Genomic DNA, 650 nt, shown 5'->3' with positions numbered 1-650 from the left:
CGGAACGAGTAATACAACGGGCATCTTTACCAGCGTTTCTGGGGGAGCCCATACCGTTACATTTACAGATAACAATGGCTGTACAGGCTCTGCATCCGCCACAGTAACATCAGGCGCTGGACTGGTTGGTAATGCTGTACCAATTGCCACATCGTGCAATAATTCAGTAGATGGAAGCATCACCATCACATCTAATGGAACGACGCCTGTAACTTATGTACTCGATGGCGGCGCAACCAATACAACCGGCATATTTACTGGTGTTGCGGCTGGCCCGCATATGATCACGTTTACCGCGGCCAATGGTTGTACAGGTGCTGCTACCGCAACGGTTACTGCCGGACCGACGCTCACCGCCACCGGAAACCCTACTATGGCATCCTGTCCGGGTATCAACAACGCTTCCTGGACGGTAACATCCAACGGTATTGCACCGGTGATCTATATCCTGGACGGGGGAACAACGAATACTACCGGTGTATTTACCAATATTTCAACCGGTTCGCATACTATCAATTTTACAGATTCCAGGGGATGTACAGGTACGATCACCAGGACAGTAACTTCTGGCGCCGCCATAACGGGAACGGCTACCCCGACAGCTACTTCGTGTAACAATGCATCTGACGGAACAATCAGTACTACTTCTA

At 50.5% G+C, this 650-nt stretch carries 1 protein-coding gene; it reads left to right on the top strand.

Annotated elements, in window-relative coordinates; genetic code table 11:
• The coding region (locus EGI32_RS10915; protein ID WP_255155415.1) for a hypothetical protein at positions 1-650 on the top strand (650 nt) is incomplete at both ends.

This window comes from Ferruginibacter sp. HRS2-29 (assembly GCF_024343615.1).
Taxonomy (GTDB): Bacteria; Bacteroidota; Bacteroidia; order Chitinophagales; family Chitinophagaceae; genus Ferruginibacter.
The sequence above is the reverse complement of the archived record's forward strand: the minus strand, read 5'-3'. Positions and strand labels throughout refer to the sequence as shown.